Annotated in this window: 13 protein-coding genes; 6 read left to right on the plus strand and 7 right to left on the minus strand. The window is 69.5% G+C overall.

Features of this window, described 5'->3' with window-relative positions; genetic code table 11:
• Positions 1 to 130 precede the first annotated feature (130 nt).
• Positions 131 to 850, minus strand: a complete 720-nt coding sequence (gene yczE / locus ABD225_RS02685) for a membrane protein YczE (protein WP_344080885.1) — start codon at positions 848 to 850, stop codon at positions 131 to 133.
• A 61-nt stretch (positions 851 to 911) separates the two neighbouring features.
• On the opposite strand from yczE, the gene yczR reads away from it, so the two are divergent.
• On the plus strand, positions 912 to 2354 hold the full coding sequence (gene yczR / locus ABD225_RS02690) for a MocR-like transcription factor YczR (protein WP_344080888.1): 1443 nt from the start codon (positions 912 to 914) through the stop codon (positions 2352 to 2354).
• 38 nt (positions 2355 to 2392) lie between these two features.
• Positions 2393 to 2767 (plus strand): VOC family protein, encoded by a 375-nt coding sequence (locus ABD225_RS02695; RefSeq protein ID WP_344080891.1) that lies wholly within the window; start codon positions 2393 to 2395, stop codon positions 2765 to 2767.
• 23 nt (positions 2768 to 2790) lie between these two features.
• Here the strand turns inward: ABD225_RS02695 and ABD225_RS02700 are convergent, their stop codons facing one another.
• The 5 genes from ABD225_RS02700 to recA all read right to left on the minus strand — a co-directional run bounded on the left by ABD225_RS02700 (position 2791) and on the right by recA (position 7364).
• Positions 2791 to 3546: an NUDIX hydrolase gene (locus tag ABD225_RS02700; protein WP_344080894.1), complete on the minus strand. Its 756-nt coding sequence runs from the start codon at positions 3544 to 3546 to the stop codon at positions 2791 to 2793.
• Complete coding sequence (locus tag ABD225_RS02705; protein ID WP_344080897.1) at positions 3543 to 4124, minus strand: isochorismatase family protein; 582 nt, start codon at positions 4122 to 4124, stop codon at positions 3543 to 3545. The genes ABD225_RS02700 and ABD225_RS02705 overlap by 4 nt, the downstream gene beginning before the upstream one ends.
• On the minus strand, positions 4121 to 5461 hold the full coding sequence (locus tag ABD225_RS02710) for a nicotinate phosphoribosyltransferase (RefSeq protein WP_344080900.1): 1341 nt from the start codon (positions 5459 to 5461) through the stop codon (positions 4121 to 4123). Before ABD225_RS02710 ends, ABD225_RS02705 begins: the two co-directional genes overlap by 4 nt.
• A gap of 132 nt (positions 5462 to 5593) precedes the next feature.
• On the minus strand, positions 5594 to 6325 hold the full coding sequence (locus ABD225_RS02715) for a regulatory protein RecX (RefSeq protein ID WP_344080902.1): 732 nt from the start codon (positions 6323 to 6325) through the stop codon (positions 5594 to 5596).
• 4 nt (positions 6326 to 6329) lie between these two features.
• Positions 6330 to 7364 (minus strand): recombinase RecA, encoded by a 1035-nt coding sequence (recA, locus tag ABD225_RS02720; RefSeq protein WP_344080959.1) that lies wholly within the window; start codon positions 7362 to 7364, stop codon positions 6330 to 6332.
• A gap of 268 nt (positions 7365 to 7632) precedes the next feature.
• Here recA and ABD225_RS02725 point away from each other — a divergent pair, with 268 nt between their 5' ends.
• Together ABD225_RS02725 and ABD225_RS02730 are read left to right on the plus strand one after the other, a co-directional pair.
• Entirely contained in the window at positions 7633 to 8109 is a 477-nt protein-coding gene (locus ABD225_RS02725; RefSeq protein ID WP_344080905.1) for an RNA polymerase sigma factor, read from the plus strand.
• Complete coding sequence (locus ABD225_RS02730) at positions 8106 to 8696, plus strand: methylated-DNA--[protein]-cysteine S-methyltransferase (RefSeq protein ID WP_344080908.1); 591 nt, start codon at positions 8106 to 8108, stop codon at positions 8694 to 8696. The genes ABD225_RS02725 and ABD225_RS02730 overlap by 4 nt, the downstream gene beginning before the upstream one ends.
• 40 nt (positions 8697 to 8736) lie before the next feature.
• On the opposite strand, the gene ABD225_RS02735 is transcribed toward ABD225_RS02730, so the two are convergent.
• Positions 8737 to 9033, minus strand: coding sequence for a hypothetical protein (locus ABD225_RS02735; protein ID WP_344080911.1), 297 nt, complete (start codon positions 9031 to 9033; stop codon positions 8737 to 8739).
• A gap of 61 nt (positions 9034 to 9094) precedes the next feature.
• Between ABD225_RS02735 and ABD225_RS02740 the strand changes: the two genes are divergently transcribed.
• The gene (locus ABD225_RS02740; protein WP_344080914.1) at positions 9095 to 11164 is read left to right on the plus strand and encodes an acyltransferase family protein; all 2070 of its coding nucleotides are present in this window, start codon (positions 9095 to 9097) and stop codon (positions 11162 to 11164) included.
• Positions 11165 to 11391: 227 nt separating this feature from the next.
• Positions 11392 to 16107, plus strand: a complete 4716-nt coding sequence (locus ABD225_RS02745; RefSeq protein ID WP_344080917.1) for an ATP-dependent helicase — start codon at positions 11392 to 11394, stop codon at positions 16105 to 16107.
• The last annotated feature ends 55 nt before the right edge of the window (positions 16108 to 16162 follow it).

The raw sequence follows: 16162 nt of genomic DNA on the forward strand, positions 1-16162 counted from the left end.
GGAGCCCAGCGAGGCACCAGCGAGCGCAGCGACGAATCTCCTGCCCCGAGGGCTTCACCCAGGAAGCGCAGCCCCCGACCTACCGTGCGCCGTGCCGTTCGGTTCTCGCCCGATCACGGCGCGAATGACCTCAGCCGGCGCTGGCCTCCGGTACTGACGCCGGGACCACAACCCGCGTCGGCGGGTGGACCCGCACGGTCAGGATGGGCAGGAAGAACTGCACGATCGGGCCGATGCCCACGGCATACAGCACCGTCCCCACACCGACCGTCCCACCAAGCAGCCAGCCGAGCACCAGGACCGTCACCTCAATGGTGGTGCGTACCAAGCGAATAGAGCGTCCGGTGCGCCGCGCCAGACCGGTCATCAGCCCGTCTCGCGGGCCGGGCCCGAACTGGCTGCCGATATACAACGCGCCGGCCAGGCCGTTGGCGACGATGCCGCCGATCAGCAGACTCCATCGACCGGCCAGATTCTCCGGAGCGCTGAGGAAGCGCAAGGTCACGTCCGTCGCGATCCCGATGAGCACGGAGTTCAGCAAGGTGCCCAGACCGGGCCACTGGCGCAGCGGGATCCAGAACAGCAGCACGACGAAACTCGTCACGATGACGACGGTGCCGAAGCTGACGCCCCAGTGCGTTTGCACGCCCTGATGGAAGACATCCCACGGGTCGAGGCCCAGCCCGCTGCGCAGCAGCATGGCCATCGAGACGCCATACAGCACGAGCCCCGCGATCAGCTGAGTGAACCGATGCGCGAACCGTCCGGCGCGCACCTGTTCCAGCGGGGTCATCGGCAGCAGGTCCACACGACGCGAGAGGCCGCGACGGGCCAGGTGGAGGGGCGACATATGAGAAGGATGCCGCACAAGTGGACTGTCTTTCTATAGCCACTTATGTCATGGTGGCCTCATGACGCCCGCGATCTCCGCAACGCGCCTCACCCGGCTACTCGGGCCGGACGCGCTGGCCCGGCCCGCATACCGCTCCTTAGCCGGCGCGATCATGGCCCTGCTCGCCGACGGCCGCATCGCCTCCGGGACCCGCCTGCCGAGCGAGCGGGAGCTCACGGCAGCCCTCGGCTGCTCGCGAACCACGGTCACGGGTGCGTATGCCGTGCTGGCCGACCGCGGCTACCTCACCTCCCGTCGCGGGTCTGGGTCGATCGCCGTCGTGCCAGGAAAGGCCGTCGCGGCCAGCCGGGTGCTCTCGCCGGCCGTCGATCTCGACCCCGATGCCATCGACCTGACGTGCGCCGCGACGCGGGCGCCGGCGGGCGTGCTCGATGCCTTCACCGAGGCGATTGCCGAGTTGCCGAGCTATCTCGCGGACAACGGCTACGCCCCCGTGGGCCTCCTGGAACTCCGCACCGCCATCGCCGATCGATATGCCGAGCGCGGACTCCCCACAACCCCCGACCAGATCCTCGTCACCTCGGGAGCCGTTGCCGGGCTCGCGATTGTCGCGCGCGCGCTACTGTCGCCCAGGGACCGGGTGATCGTCGAGAGTCCGACTTATCCGAACGCCCTGGAAGCGTTGGGGCACAGCGCGATTCGCACGGTGGCTGTTCCCGTCGACAGCGATGGGCACGACCTCGACGAGACCTCGCGAGTGATCGCCGGGGCGGGTGCTCGGGCGGCATACCTCATCCCCGACTTCCACAATCCCACCGGCGCGCTCCTCGACGACGCGGGTCGAGAGCGCCTCGCGGCGAGCCTCAGCGGCGCCCGGACGCGGCCGATCATCGACGAAACGATCGCCGAGGTCGACCTCGGCACCGGCGCGGCGCCGAAACCTTTCGGCCACTTCTCCCCCGAAGCGATTTCACTGGGGAGCGCCGCGAAATCCTTCTGGGGTGGCCTGCGGATTGGCTGGCTGCGCGTACCAGCCGCGCTCGCACCGCCCCTGCTCGACGCCCGCGCGACCTTGGACCTTGGGGCACCGATCCTGGAGCAGCTGGTTCTCACCTCGCTGCTGCGCACGCACGGAGGTATGCCGTCCGACCGGCGAGCCGACCTGCGCGCGGCCCGCGATGCGACGGCTGGTGCGGTGCGTGAGCGACTGCCGGACGCGAGTTTTGTCCTCCCGCGCGGTGGTTTGAGTCTGTGGGTGGACCTCGGGTCGGTGAACGCGGGCGCGGTCACCCTGGCGGCTGCCGAGCGGGGTCTCCTGATCGCCGCCGGACCACGGTTCGCACCCGCCGGAGGATTCGAGCATCACGTGCGGGTTCCCTATGTCACCGATCCGGCGCGGATGACCGATGCGGTGGATCGACTGGCGGAGGCCGTGGCGCAGGTGCGGGAGCGGGGGGTCGCCGCCATGACCACGGCCCCGGCCCGCGGCTTCGTCGCCTAAGCCAACTCACACCAGGCACGACGTGGCAGGGTTGAGCAATGGGTGACTTCCAGGTCGAACGCTTGCAGCACGTGCAATTGGCCATCCCCGCTGGCGGGGAGGACGCAAGTCGTGCTTTCTGGGTCGGCTCCCTTGGCTTCGACGAGGTCCCGAAACCGCCACTGCTCGCGGTGCGCGGAGGCTGTTGGTTCCGGCGCGGCGACCTCGAGATGCACATGGGTGTTGAGGATCCGTTCACGCCCGCGCGCAAGGCGCACCCCGCGCTCCTCGTCACGGGGCTAGACGCCCTCGCCGAGACGCTGTCAGCCACGGGTGCGGACGTGCGCTGGAGCGACGAAGTGCCGGGCACCCGGCGCTTCCACACCGACGACCCCTTCGGCAACCGACTGGAGTTCATCGCCGCCGACGAATGAACCGTCCTCGCGCTGAACGAAGCTCAGCCGGAAAGTGGACTATCCGGGCGCAGCATGGCCGGCTGGAGATGCGTGGCGGACCCGCGCCGGTACAACAGCGCCGGCCGCCCGAGACGCCCTTCGCCCTCGTCGACCTGCTCCGTCGCCACGACAAATCCTGACGTCGACAGCACCTTGCGGCGGAAGTTGCCGAGGTCGGGCGCGGCACCCCAGACCGCGGCATACACCCTGCGCAGATCGGCCAGCGTGAACGGCTCGTCGACGAATTGTGTTGCGAGCGTGGTGTATTCGATCTTGGACCGCACCCGCTCCAGTGCGTCGCGCAGGATCTCGGCGTGATCGAAGGCAAGTTCGACGCCTGCCTCCTGGCCACCATCGAGCCCGAGGTCTTCCACCGGCCACCAGCGGGCAGCGGATGCGTCCGATCCGGCCGTCGGGCCGCGCCGGGACAGCCCGGGCGCGAACGCGAGGTGCGCGATCGAGACCACCCGCATCCGCGGATCACGATCGGGCGCAGAATAGGTCGCAAGTTGCTCCAAGTGGCCAGAGAAGCGTTCCAGCCCGGTCTCCTCCGCGAGCTCCCTCCAGGCGGCGGTCGCAGCATCCTCGTCGGGTTCGACAAAGCCACCTGGCAGGGCCCAGCGGCCGGCATACGGATCGTCGCCGCGCCGGATCAGCAGCACGGACAGCGCTCCATCGTGGATCGTGAAAACCGTCAGGTCGACCGTGACCGCGAAGGGCGGGTGGGCACTCACGTCGTAACCGGCCGGCGCGGTCATCGCACGACCTCCACGCCCGCGTCGATCAGTTCATCGACGGCCGCGCGAGTGGATTCCGGCGCAACGCCAGCGGTGAGCGGCAAGAGCACCCGGGTGCACAAACCGGAGCGGGCCGCATCGAGGGCGGTCGCGCGGACGCAATAGTCGGTGGCGATGCCGACGACATCGACGGCCTCGACATCGGCCGCACGCAGGAGCGTGGTCAACGACTGACCGCTGTCTACCGCCACGCCCTGGAACATTGAATAGGCTGGCTCGTCCATCCCCTTGCGCACCTGGTGCGTCAGCCGCTGGGACAGCTCGGGGTGGGCGTACTCTGCGCCCGGCGTCCCTGCGACGCAGTGCACCGGCCAGGTCCCGGCGAAGTCCGGCGCCCCGGTCAGGGCGAAATGTCCGCCATTGTCGGAGTCCGGGGTATGCCAGTCCCGGGAGCCGACGATCAGGGCATAGTCGGCCCTCGATCGGTCGATGAAGTCGACGATGTCCGCAGCCACCGCCGTGCCGCCGGCGACGGCCAAGGAACCGCCCTCAACGAAGTCGTTCTGGACATCGACCACGAGCAAAGCAGTTGCGGTCATCGGTGATCCTCCTCGGTTGCGGTGGTGAAGGGTGCGCCGTCGGCGACATCGCGCGCCTCGGCGGGTAGGGCGTCGATCGCTCGGCGGGCGTGCGCGCGGATGTCATCCAGCGTGGGGTCGTGCACGACCTGTCCAGCGCGAATAACCGGGACCTGGACCGCGGTGGCGTCGCTCGGGACCTTCCCGGTCAGGGTGAAGAACTCGTCGCCGTCGCGGCGGTATGCCGTTTTGCGCCCACCCGCGGAGCCCTTGCCGGACGCCTTCTTGGCCACCGGGCGGACGGGCGCGTCGGCGCCGGGCCGGTCGGCGACGGCCACGAGCTTGTAGACCATCCCCGCCGTCGGGTGGCCCGAACCGGTCACGACGCGCGTGCCGACGCCATAACCGTCGATGGGCGCGGCGCCGAGGGCGGTGATGACGTATTCGTCGAGGTCGCTGGTCACGACGATGCGTGTGTTCGTGGCACCGAGCTCGTCCAAAAGCGTTCGGGCGCGGCGCGATTCGATATCGAGGTCGCCGGAGTCGATGCGGATGGCCCCCAAGTCGGGCCCAGCGACCTCGACCGCCGTGCGGATGCCGTGCTCGATGTCGTAGGTGTCGACGAGCAGCGTCGTTCCCGGCCCGAGGGCCGCGACCTGGCTGGCGAAGGCGGCCCGCTCACTCTCGTGGGCGAGGATGAAGGCGTGGGCCACCGTGCCGACCGTGGGGATCTCGTGGATGTGCCCGCCCGCGAGATTGCTCGTGCTGGCGAAGCCGGCGAGGTATGCCGCCCGCGTCGCCGCGATCGCCGCCTGCTCGTGCGTGCGCCGCGTCCCCATCTCGATGATTGGGCGACCGCTTGCGGCGGTGACCATGCGTGCCGCGGCGCTGGCCACCGCGGTGTCATGGTTGAGCACGGACAGGACGAGGGTTTCCAAGAGCAGACACTCTCCGAGCGGCCCTTCCGCCGTGAGGACCGGGCTTCCGGGGACGTAGATCTCCCCCTCGGGGTATGCCGTGATGTCGCCGGAGAAGGAGAAGTTCGCCAGTCGATCAGCGGCCTTCGGCGTGATGGCGCCCGTGTCGAGCAAGTAGCGCAGCTCGGCGTCGTCGAAGCCGAAGCCGACGATCTGCGGGATGAGCCGACCAAGCCCGGCGAGCATGCCATAGCGCCGGCCGGTCGGAAGGCGCCGGGCAAAGGCCTCGAAAACCGAGTGATTGTCGACGCTGCCGTCCTCGACGAAGGAGGAATACATCGTCAGCTCGTAGCGGTCCGTGAGCATCCCGGGACTGGCGGCATATCGAGCCGGGCGGCGCCCGCCCTCCCCCGCGGGCATCGCCCGTTCCGTTGTCACCATGCCGTCACTCCCTTCGTGGAGATTGCGTCATTGTGACTATATGCCCACCGAACGACCCAGGCGGGCCTAACAGGTCAGCTCATCGCGAGCGGTGTCCCGGCCGGCGCCCCGGTCGATCCGCACCAGCGCCCCTCAGTCCCGCCGGTGCTCCGACGCAAGATCAAGCTCCTCGAAGACCACTCGCCCGGCAATGGAGGAGGGATAGCCCTTGCGCGCGAGCAATCCCGCGAGCCGCCGAACTTGCACCTGGCGATCGAGTCCGTGCAAGCGGGGAATGCGCGCCCGGACCAGCTCTCGGGCCTGCTCCTCTTCGGCGGCATCCGAGAGTCCGTCCAAGACCTCCGCCGCCGTCTCGTCGTCCACCCCCTTGGTGCGCAGCTCGCGACGCAGCGCCGACTTCGCCAACGCCCGCGTCTGCTGTTTGGAACGCACGAACATCTGCGCATAGGCCGTGTCGTCGACCAAACCCACCTCGGTGAGTCGATCGAGGACCTCCCGCGCGACCTGCGGGTCGCACTCGCGTTTGGCGAGCGCTTGCTCCAGTTGGGCTCGCGTCTTGGGTGAGTTCGTCAACTGCCGCAACACGATCGCCTTCGCCACCGCATGGGGGTCGCGCGCCGGGCGCGAGTCGCCGGCACCCCGGTCGTCGTCGCCCCCAGGCTGGCGGCGCCCCCGACCGGCACGCTCCTGGCCGGCACGCTGCCGGCCCCCGCGAGCGTCGGGGTGGTCGTCGCCGGATGCAGTGGCATCCCACGGGGCATCCGGCGACGACCGGGGCGGGTGGTGTGGTGGTGGCCCGCCGGTCTCCATCCGGCCGATCGCGGCGCGTAGTGCGTCGAGATCGGCCGGCGAGCTATCGGTCACCGGCTCAGAATTCGACCGGGACGTCGGCGACCGGTGCCGGGGCATCGACCCGCGGCCCGATGCCGAGCTTCTCCTTGATCCGCTTCTCCAACTCGTTGGTCAGGTCGGGATTGTCCTTGAGGAAGTTGCGGGCGTTTTCCTTGCCCTGGCCGAGCTGGTCGCCGTCGTAGGTGTACCAAGCGCCGGACTTGCGCACGAAGCCTTGGTCGACACCCATATCGATCAGGCCACCCTCCCGGGAGATGCCCAAGCCATAGAGGATGTCGAACTCCGCCTGCTTGAAGGGCGGCGAGACCTTGTTCTTGACCACCTTGACGCGGGTGCGGTTGCCGACCGGCTCGTTGCCGTCCTTGAGCGTCTCGATACGGCGCACGTCGAGCCGGACCGAGGCATAGAACTTCAGCGCCTTGCCACCGGTGGTGGTTTCGGGCGAGCCGAACATCACGCCGATCTTCTCGCGCAACTGGTTGATGAAGATCGCGGTCGTGCCGGTGCTATTGAGGGCGCCGGTGATCTTGCGCAGCGCCTGGCTCATCAGACGCGCCTGCAGACCGACATGGCTGTCACCCATCTCCCCCTCGATCTCGGCCCGCGGCACCAGCGCTGCGACCGAGTCGATGACGATGATGTCCAAGGCGCCGGAGCGGATCAGCATGTCCGCGATCTCGAGCGCCTGCTCCCCCGTGTCGGGCTGGCTGACAAGCAGCGCATCGGTGTCGACGCCGAGCTTCTTGGCATATTCCGGGTCGAGCGCGTGCTCGGCGTCGATGAAAGCGGCGATGCCGCCATTGCGCTGTGCATTAGCCACCGCGTGCAGGGCCACCGTCGTCTTGCCGCTGGACTCCGGGCCATAGATCTCGACGACCCGACCGCGAGGCAGCCCGCCAATCCCCAGAGCCACATCGAGCGCGATCGAGCCGGTCGGAATGACCTCGATCGGTGCGCGCACCTCGTCACCGAGACGCATCACCGCACCCTTGCCGAAGCTCTTCTCGATCTGCCCCATGACGGTGTCGAGTGAGCGACTCTTGTTGTCCATTGCCTTGTCGATGTCCGATTTGCCGGCCATGCCACACCTTCCTTTGTTCGTGGTCTGGGCGCGCCTGCCTTCGACCCCACCGCGGTTTTCCGCGCTGTGATCAGACGCTAGACAAGAGCACCGACAACCCGGCAGACCCACTCGAAAAGCTGTGGATAACGCGAAGTCGAGCTCCTGACTGTGGATGAGCGTAGCCGAACATCTGTTCGACGCAATCAGACACGCCGACGACCTCACACATCTGTCCGCGTCAGCGACTATGGAGACGATGGCCAACACCCTCCCCTTCGAGCGCGCAGTCACCGAGCACGGACCGCGCGTGCTGCGGGTATGCCGCGGCATCCTCGGCACCGGTGCCGACGCTGACGACGCCTGGTCCGAGACCTTCCTCGCGGCCCTGCGCGCCTGGCCGGATCTCGACCCGGAGACCCACCATGAGGCCTGGCTGGTGCGCGTCGCCAGCCGCAAGTGCATCGACATCTTGCGCGGGCGGGCGCGCCGCGCCATACCCATTGACGTTCTCCCAGAACGAGATTCGCCCCCCACCCCGAACGAGAGCATCTGGGCGCACGTCGCGCGCCTGCCGGAGAAGCAACGCCTCGCCATCGCTCATCACTACTACGGCGGGCTCCCGCATACCGAAACCGCCGAACTCATCGGCTCCACCCCCGCCGCCGTGCGGCGCGCGGCCAGCGATGGCCTCGCCGCGCTGCGCCGCTCGCTGAATCCCGAGGATTTCGTATGACGACCGACCCCCGCACCCCGCCCGTCGACCCTGAGGACCTGGCCGCCCTGCATACCCGGCTCGCGCGCGCCGCGGACGCCAATGGCCTGCTCGAGATCGCCTATCGCGAGATCGACTCCCCCGTCGGCCCGCTCCTACTCGCCGCGACCCCTCGCGGCGTGGTTCGCGTGGCGTTCGCGATCGAGGGTTTCGACGCGGTCCTCACCGATCTCGCCACCCGCCTGAGCCCTCGAGTGCTCCTGGCGCCGAACCGGCTGGAGGCGACGGCATACGAGCTGGACGGCTATTTCCGCGGCCGGCGCACGGCCTTTGACCTCCCGCTCGACCACGCGCTGAGCAGCGGCTTCCGGGCAAGGGTGCAAGGCCACCTGACCGCGATCCCGTATGGCGAGACCGCTACCTACGCCCAGGTCGCTGCCGCGCTCGATAACCCCAAAGCCATCCGAGCAGTGGGCAGCGCGTGCGCCACGAACCCGCTGCCGATCCTGCAGCCCTGCCACCGGGTGCTGCGCTCGGATGGGAGTCTGGGCGGCTACCTCGGGGGCCTGCCCGCCAAGGAAATCCTGCTCGCCCTCGAAGGCCGCTGACCGCGCGCCGGCTGACCGCGAGCAGCTCAGCGGGAGCGGCTCAGCGGCCGCGGGCGGCGAGCACCGGCCGGCCCACCACGTGACCGGCGGCCAGGACCAAGGCGGCGCGGTGCGTCATACGCGCTGCCCCGGCGAACCGCGGCAAGCCCGCGCCCACCACCCGCGCACCAACGCCAACGAGCGGCAGGAGCACCGCTGCCCGCGACCCCACATCATTGGCACCCACCCGGTCATTGATCCGGTGAATCACCCCCGCGAGCGCCACCGCAGCCAGGGCCTCAGCAGGCCACGAGGCCGTGGTCGCTGACTGCCGCGGATTCTGGGAGTGGGGCGCCATATCAGTACCCTAAAGAGTCCCCCGCCTTGGGCCCCCTCGAACGAGAGCACTCCGCATACCCATGTCCACCGCCCTTGCCGCCTCCCCGGCACCGGCGCCTGCGGGCGCTCAACCCAAGGGCTTCCGCCCCGACGTCGAGGGCCTGCGGGCCATCGCCGTCCTGACGGTTATGTGGTACCACGCACGGCTGCCCGGGCTGTCCGGGGGCTTCGCCGGCGTCGACATCTTCTTCGTGATCTCCGGCTTCCTCATCACCGGCCAGTTGGTGCGCGAGGTTGAACGCGAGGGCCGGGTCTCGCTTCCGCGCTTCTATGCCCGACGCGCCAAGCGGCTCTTCCCGGCCGCGGCGACCGTCCTGGTCACGACCGCGATCCTGACCTCCACGCTGCTGAGCCGGGTCGATCGCGAGGATTTCGGCGGCGACATCATGGCGGCGGCGGCCTATGTCGTGAACTGGCGCCTCGCCTCCCGCTCGGTCGACTATCTCGCCGAAGATGTCGGTGCCTCGCCGGTGCAGCATTTCTGGAGCCTGGCCGTCGAGGAGCAGTTCTATATCGTCTGGCCGCTGCTGATCGTGCTCTTGGCCTTCGTCATTCGCCGCGGCCATATCGCCACCCGCCCCGGCCTGGCGCTGGGCCTCGCGGCCATCACGATTCCCTCGCTCGCCTGGTCCATTCATCTCACGGCGACCGCGCCGGCGCGCGCCTATTTCGTCACGACCACCCGCTTGTGGGAGCTCGGCGTGGGGGCCCTGGTCGCGGTGGGGGTGCCGGTATGGCAGCGGCTCCGGCCGGCATACGGCAGCGCCCTGGCCTGGGGCGGGCTGGCCCTGCTGACGGTGGGCTTGTTCCTCCAGTCCACCTCGACGCCGTGGCCCGGCAGCGCGGCGCTGGTGCCGACCGTGGGTGCTGGGCTGGTCATTCTCGGTGGCTTCACGGCGGGTCCCGAGGGTCCGGCGCGCTTCCTCGGCACCCGGTGGCCGGTCGCGATCGGTGCGCTGTCCTACTCCCTGTACTTGTGGCACTGGCCGCTAGTGGTCATCGCCGACCACCTCACCGACCGCTCCCGTCTCTGGGCAGCCGTCGCGGTGGCCTTCTCGGCGATCCCCGCCTGGGCGACGCACAAGTACATCGAGAATCCGGTTCGCTATCACCCCCGCGTGTCGGCATCCGCCAAGGTCGCTTTGCTCGTGGGGCTGGCCTGCTCGCTGCTCGGGGTGGCTGCCGGTGCCGCGACGTATGCCGCCGCGCGCGTGGGCGGGGTGAAAGTCGCTGCGTCCGGCGCGGATGTCCAGGGCGCGAAGGACCTGCTTGAGCGGGCGAAGAACCCGTCCACGCTGAACGATCCGGCGCTGGGCATCACGCCCGATCCGCTGAAAGCCGTCGACGATGTCCCCAAGGCGCACCTGGACGAATGTCAGGCCACGATCGATGCGGTCGAGGTCAAGACCTGTGAGTACGGCGACCTGACCTCCCCAACGCGGGTGGCGGTGGTCGGGGACTCCAAGATGCTGCAGTGGATGCCGGCTCTGGAGCCGATCGCGACGCGCAACAGGTGGCACCTGGTGCTCTACATCAAGTCCACGTGCGCGTATGCGGACGTGGTCTTCGATCAGGATGGCAAGGACTACACGTCCTGCCGGCTGTGGGGCGAGGAGGTGCACAAGCGGCTCGTCGCCGACCCGCCGGCCCTCATGATTACCTCGAGTCTGCGTCCCTGGGCCTGGGTGAACGGTCAGCGCAATGAGGCGGAGTTGGCGGCTGGGTATGTCCGCTGGTGGAAGGACCTGCAGGCTCCCGTCATCGCCATCGCCGACAATCCGTACCCCGGCAAGGAGGTGTATTCCTGCGTCGCCGAGCACCCGAAGACCTATATGGACGCGTGCTCGGTGCCCTCGGGTCCGGGCCGGGGGACACCGTCGATGGCGGCTGCCGTGGAGCAGGTCAAGACGGCGCGTTTGGTATCGATGAATGACCTGGTGTGTCCGGGCGATCGATGCTGGCCGGTGATCGGGAATGTCCTGGTCTATCGGTCCGGTTCGCACATCACGGCGACCTATGTCGCCTCGCTGACCGACATGCTGGAAGCCCGCTTGCTGCGCGCGGCCGAGGAGTTGGGCATCACCGACTGAGCGTCGGTTGGGCTGGCCTCTCATCGCGCGGGGTGAGGGCACGGCATACAACTCCCCCATTCGGTCGTGACTCGCACCTTTCGTCGTGACTCCTACCGCCGGATGGAGGAGTCACGTCCAAACCGACGAGTCACGACCGAATAGGGGAGTCAGGCTGGGGCTGGCATATGCCGTGTCGAAGCTCCCCGAGGGGGTTGTCGGTCGGGCGTGCGAGAGTTGGCAATCTGATGACAGGTGATGTGCTCGAGCGCTTCTCCCCCGCCACGCAAGCGTGGTTCCGGGGCAGCTTTCCGGCGCCCACGGCGGCGCAGCAGGGCGCCTGGGAAGCCATCAGCGGCGGGCAGGACGCGCTGGTCGTGGCCCCCACCGGATCAGGCAAAACGCTGTCCGCCTTCTTGTGGGGCATCGACCGGCTGGTGCGCGAGCCGATTCCCGAGGACCCGCTGCACCGCTGCCGCGTTCTCTATATCTCGCCCATGAAGGCGCTCGCGGTCGATGTGGAGCGCAACCTGCGGGCGCCACTCGTGGGGATTGGACATGCGGCGGCCCGGCTCGGCCTGCCCGCGCCGGATGTCTCGGTGGCGGTGCGTTCGGGCGACACTCCTGCCGCGGAGCGCCGGGCGTTCGGCAAGCGGCCGAGCGACATCCTCATCACGACGCCGGAGTCGCTTTTCCTGCTCCTGACCTCCAGCGCGCGCGAGGCCCTGGCCGGCGTCGAAACGGTCATCCTCGATGAGGTGCACGCGGTGGCCGCCACCAAGCGCGGCGCACACCTGGCCGTCAGTCTCGAACGTCTCGACGCCCTGCTCCCCAAGCCGGCCCAGCGCATCGGCCTCTCGGCGACCGTGCGGCCCATCGAAGAGGTCGCGCGCTTCCTGTCCGGTGGGCGCCCCGTGCAGATCGTCGCCCCGCCGTCCACCAAGGAATGGGACCTGCAGGTCGTCGTGCCAGTGGCCGATATGTCGACGCTCGGCGAGCCGTCGGGCGATCTCGCCGGGGCGGCCAGCGGCCCGGAGCGGCGGACGTCCATCTGGCCGCACGTCGAGGAGCGGATCGTCGATCTCGTCGATGGCGAGCGCTCGACACTGGTTTTCGCCAATTCCCGCCGCCTCGCCGAGCGGCTCACCGCCCGGCTCAACGAGATCTGGGACGAACGCCTCACAGCCGCGGAGCAGGATGCCTCGGTGCTCGACCCGGCGGCGGTTGTTGGGGAGTCCGCGGTCGAGAGTATGCGGAGCCGACCGCCCCGCACCCCCGCCCAGGTTATGGCCCAGGCGGGTGGGTCGGCTGGTGCCCCACCGATTCTCGCCCGGGCTCACCACGGTTCGGTGAGCAAAGAGCAACGCCTCGACATCGAAGAGGCCCTCAAAGCCGGGCGGCTGCCCGCTGTCGTCGCCACCAGTTCCCTCGAGCTCGGCATCGACATGGGCGCCGTCGATGCCGTCGTTCAGGTCGAGTCGCCGCCCAGCGTGGCCGCCGGGCTGCAACGCGTCGGGCGCGCCGGCCACCAGGTGGGAGCGGTCTCCCGCGGCTACTTCTTCCCCAAATATCGCGGCGATCTCGTCCAGACCGCTGTCGTCGTCGAGCGGATGCGCGCCGGGGCGATCGAGGCGCTCACGGTCCCCGCCAACCCGCTCGATGTGCTCGCCCAGCAGATCGTCGCGATGACGGCAATGGACACCTGGAGTGTCGCCGACCTGCACGCCCTGCTGCGCCGCGCCGCGCCCTATGCCGGCCTGTCCCGCACCGTGCTGGAGGCGGTGCTGGACATGCTGGCCGGACGCTATCCCAGCGAGGAGTTCGCGGAGTTGCGACCGCGCGTTGTGTGGGATCGCCTGGCGGACACCGTGATTGCGCGCAAGGGCGGCCAGCATCTCGCGGTCACGAGCGGCGGGACGATCCCCGACCGAGGCCTCTTCGGGGTCTTCCTCGCGACCGACGGGCCAGGCCGGCGCGTCGGTGAACTCGACGAAGAGATGGTCTACGAATCCCGTGTCGGCGATGTCTTCACCCTCGGCACCTCCAGTTGGCGAATCGAGGAAATCACCCGCGACCAGGTGCTCGTCACCCCGGCGCCCGGAGAGCCGGGCCGGCTGCCCTTCTGGAAAGGCGAAACGCAGGGGCGCCCGGTCGAGCTGGGAACCGCCCTCGGGGCTTTCGTTCGAGAGGTCGCCGGACTCAGCGCTGCCAAGGCGACCGCACGGGTGCGCGCCGCGGGACTGGACCCATGGGCGGCGGACAACCTCACGGCATACCTGCGAGAGCAGCAGGAGGCGACCGGTGTCGTGCCCAGCGACACGACGATCGTCGCCGAGCGCTTCCGCGACGAGATCGGGGACTGGCGGGTCGCCATCCACTCCCCCTTCGGCATGCCGGTGCACGCGCCCTGGGCCTTGTGCATCGGTGCGCGCATGCGCGAGCGCTATGGCGTTGAGGTGCAAGCGATGGCCGCCGATGACGGGATCGTGCTGCGGCTGCCGGATATCGAATTCGATGATGGCGCCGACGCGGGTGCCGAGCTGAGCGAGCTGCTCTTTCTCGATCCCGAAGAGATCGAGCCGATGGTGACGGCGCAGCTTCCCGGCTCGGCCTTGTTCGCCTCGCGTTTCCGGGAATGCGCGGCGCGGGCCTTGTTGCTGCCGCGGCGTCGGCCCGATCAGCGTCAGCCGCTGTGGCAGCAGCGGCAACGCGCCGCCCAATTGCTCACGGTCGCCGCGAATTATCCGGACTTTCCGATCGTCTTGGAGACGGTGCGCGAGTGCTTGCAGGATGTTTATGACGTGCCCGGACTTGTCGAGCTGATGCGATCCATCGGCGCCCGGCGGGTGCGCACGGTCGATGTGGCGAGCACATCGCCGTCGCCGTTCGCGCGCTCGTTGATGTTCGGATATGTCGCGCAGTACCTCTATGAAGGCGACTCCCCCCTCGCCGAACGTCGCGCCGCCGCACTGGCGCTCGATCCGCAATTGCTCGCCGAATTGCTCGGCCGCGGTGAGGGTCTGGCGCTTCGTGAACTGCTCGATCCCGCGGCGATCACCCGCACCGCCGCTGAGCTGCAGCGCCTGACGCCCGAGCGGGCGGCCCGCAATCCCGACGAACTGACCGACCTCTTGCGCGTCCTCGGGCCGCTCAGCGAGGACGATCTGCGGGCGCGCGTCACACCCGAGCTCGCCGTCGATCTGGCGGGGGCCTTGGCGAGCCTGTCGGAGCAGCGTCGGGTGATCGCCGTGCGAGTCGCCGGGGAGCAGCGGTGTGCCGTCGCCGAGGACGCCGGGCGGCTGCGCGATGCCCTCGGCACCGCCTTGCCCGTCGGCCTGCCGATGGCCTTCCTCGACTCGGTCGTCGATCCGCTCGGGGAGTTGGTTGCGCGATATGCCCGCACCCACACCCCTTTCCTGCTCACCGATCTCGCCGCTGCCTTTGGGATCGGCACCGCGGTGGCGCACGATGCCCTGCGTCGGCTCGCGGGGTCTGGGCGGATTGCCGAAGGTGAGTTCCTGCCGACCGGGGCCGGGACGGAGTTCTGTGATGCGGAGGTCTTGCGGCTGCTGCGCCGCCGCTCGCTCGCCAGCCTGCGCGCCGAGGTCGAGGCCGTCGAGGTTCGGCAGTATGCCCGCTTCCTCCCCGGCTGGCAGGGTGTCGGTGGCCGGGTGCGCGGCACCGAAGGGGTGCTGCGCGTCGTCGAGCAACTGAGTGGCTCGTTGCTGCCCGCGAGTGCCATCGAGTCGTTGGTGCTGCCCGCCCGAGTGTCCGGCTATCAGCCCGCCATGCTGGATGAGTTGATGTCGGCCGGTGAGGTGCTCTGGCAGGGGCACGGGTCGCTGCCCGGTGACGACGGCTGGGTGTCGCTGCACCTCGCCGAGAGCGCGGCGGCGACCTTGCACCCACCGCGGGTGGGCCCTCCCGCGGACGCTGGCCGGTCCCCGGCCGAGGGATCGGTCGCGGAGATCGAGGGATCAGTCGCGGAGATGGGGGCAACCGCTGCACTGCGAGCGGCCTTCAGTGCTGGCGGCGCGTACTTCTTCTCGGGGCTGGTCGCCGCCGCCCAGCTCAGTTCCGACCGCGAGGCGACGACCGCGCTGTGGGAGCTGGTGTGGGCTGGCGAGGTCACTGGCGACACCTTCGCGCCGGTTCGGGCGCTCTTGGCCGGCGGGCGGGGCGCGCACAAGCAAAAGCCGCGTCCGGCGCCGCGCTCGACGCGCTATGGCCGGCGGGGCAGCCTGGCCGGCATACCCCGAAGCGGCGGCTTGGCCCGCGCCGCGGGGCTTGGCTTGAGCGGCGTGCCGCCGATCGCGACCGGGCGATGGTCACTGCTTCCCGAGCCGGATCTGGATGCGACAACCCGCGCCGTGACGACCGCCGAGGTGCTGCTCGATCGCTATGGCGTTCTCACGCGCTCGGTGATTGCCGCTGAGGATGTCCCGGGTGGCTTTGCCGGGATCTACCGCGTGCTCGCGGCCGCCGAGGAGACCGGACGGCTGCGGCGCGGCTACTTCGTGGAGTCGCTCGGGGCTGCCCAGTTCGCGACGACGGGCGTCATCGACGCCCTGCGCTCGGCGACCGGACCAGTGCCTGCGCTGGTCTTGGCCGCCACCGATCCAGCCAATCCGTTCGGTGCGGCGCTGCCGTGGCCCGAGCGCCCCGAGGCTTCGGGCCATCAACCGGGCCGCAAGGCGGGGGCTTTGGTCGTGATGGTCGACGGCGCCTTGGTGATGTATGTCGAGCGCGGCGGCAAGACGCTGCTGTCGTGGCCGGCGCAGGAGGATGCCCTCCAAGGTTGCGCGGATGCTCTCGCGCTCGCCGTCCGTGATGGCGCGCTCGGGCGGTTGACGGTCGAGAAGGCCGATGGCACCTCCGTGCTCGCCGCCGGCCACCCGATCGCCTCTGCGCTCGAGCGCGCCGGCTTCACCCTGACCCCCCGCGGCCTGCGGCTTCGGCGATGACCTCGCGGGTCCGAGCCACAGGTCGAGTTCGGGAAACACGCCCGAAATCACGCGC

This window comes from Nostocoides veronense (assembly GCF_039531185.1).
Taxonomy (GTDB): domain Bacteria; phylum Actinomycetota; class Actinomycetes; order Actinomycetales; family Dermatophilaceae; genus Nostocoides_A; species Nostocoides_A veronense.